This window comes from Rahnella inusitata, from assembly GCF_003263515.1.
GTDB classification, from domain to species: domain Bacteria; phylum Pseudomonadota; class Gammaproteobacteria; order Enterobacterales; family Enterobacteriaceae; genus Rahnella; species Rahnella inusitata.
Genome location: NZ_JYDE01000035.1, coordinates 1 through 1,757, shown reverse-complemented (window position 1 = coordinate 1,757; position 1,757 = coordinate 1). Strand labels below are relative to the sequence as shown.

The following is a 1,757-nucleotide window of genomic DNA, read 5'->3' as shown; positions in this document are numbered from 1 at the left end:
CATCAGACAATCTGTGTGGACACTGCACAATGCGTATCTTTAGGTAAGGAGGTGATCCAACCGCAGGTTCCCCTACGGTTACCTTGTTACGACTTCACCCCAGTCATGAATCACAAAGTGGTAAGCGCCCTCCCGAAGGTTAAGCTACCTACTTCTTTTGCAACCCACTCCCATGGTGTGACGGGCGGTGTGTACAAGGCCCGGGAACGTATTCACCGTAGCATTCTGATCTACGATTACTAGCGATTCCGACTTCATGGAGTCGAGTTGCAGACTCCAATCCGGACTACGACATACTTTATGAGGTCCGCTTGCTCTCGCGAGTTTGCTTCTCTTTGTATATGCCATTGTAGCACGTGTGTAGCCCTACTCGTAAGGGCCATGATGACTTGACGTCATCCCCACCTTCCTCCGGTTTATCACCGGCAGTCTCCTTTGAGTTCCCACCATTACGTGCTGGCAACAAAGGATAAGGGTTGCGCTCGTTGCGGGACTTAACCCAACATTTCACAACACGAGCTGACGACAGCCATGCAGCACCTGTCTCACGGTTCCCGAAGGCACTAAGCTATCTCTAGCGAATTCCGTGGATGTCAAGAGTAGGTAAGGTTCTTCGCGTTGCATCGAATTAAACCACATGCTCCACCGCTTGTGCGGGCCCCCGTCAATTCATTTGAGTTTTAACCTTGCGGCCGTACTCCCCAGGCGGTCGACTTAACGCGTTAGCTCCGGAAGCCACGCCTCAAGGGCACAACCTCCAAGTCGACATCGTTTACAGCGTGGACTACCAGGGTATCTAATCCTGTTTGCTCCCCACGCTTTCGCACCTGAGCGTCAGTCTTTGTCCAGGGGGCCGCCTTCGCCACCGGTATTCCTCCAGATCTCTACGCATTTCACCGCTACACCTGGAATTCTACCCCCCTCTACAAGACTCTAGCTTGCCAGTTTCAAATGCAGTTCCCAAGTTAAGCTCGGGGATTTCACATCTGACTTAACAAACCGCCTGCGTGCGCTTTACGCCCAGTAATTCCGATTAACGCTTGCACCCTCCGTATTACCGCGGCTGCTGGCACGGAGTTAGCCGGTGCTTCTTCTGCGAGTAACGTCAATCGCTGCAGCTATTAACTACAACGCCTTCCTCCTCGCTGAAAGTGCTTTACAACCCTAAGGCCTTCTTCACACACGCGGCATGGCTGCATCAGGCTTGCGCCCATTGTGCAATATTCCCCACTGCTGCCTCCCGTAGGAGTCTGGACCGTGTCTCAGTTCCAGTGTGGCTGGTCATCCTCTCAGACCAGCTAGGGATCGTCGCCTAGGTGAGCCATTACCCCACCTACTAGCTAATCCCATCTGGGCACATCCGATGGCGTGAGGCCCGAAGGTCCCCCACTTTGCTCTTGCGAGGTCATGCGGTATTAGCTACCGTTTCCAGTAGTTATCCCCCTCCATCAGGCAGTTTCCCAGACATTACTCACCCGTCCGCCGCTCGTCACCCAGAGAGCAAGCTCTCCTGTGCTACCGCTCGACTTGCATGTGTTAGGCCTGCCGCCAGCGTTCAATCTGAGCCATGATCAAACTCTTCAATTAAAAGTTCGATTTGCTTAAACAAGTTAAGCGGTGCTCAAAGATTACTTCGTAATAATTCAACTAAATGAATTACTGCTTGGTCACTCTAAGACTTGATATTTTTTTGCCACCGAGGTGGCTGATATCGTCTTGTGAGTGCCCACACAGATTGTCTGATAAATTGTTAAAGA

1 rRNA gene is annotated in these 1,757 nt (G+C 51.9%); it reads right to left on the bottom strand.

The features are described from left to right. Positions 1-44 precede the first annotated feature (44 nt). Positions 45-1,587 (bottom strand): 16S ribosomal RNA (locus TU92_RS18735). Positions 1,588-1,757 lie beyond the last annotated feature (170 nt).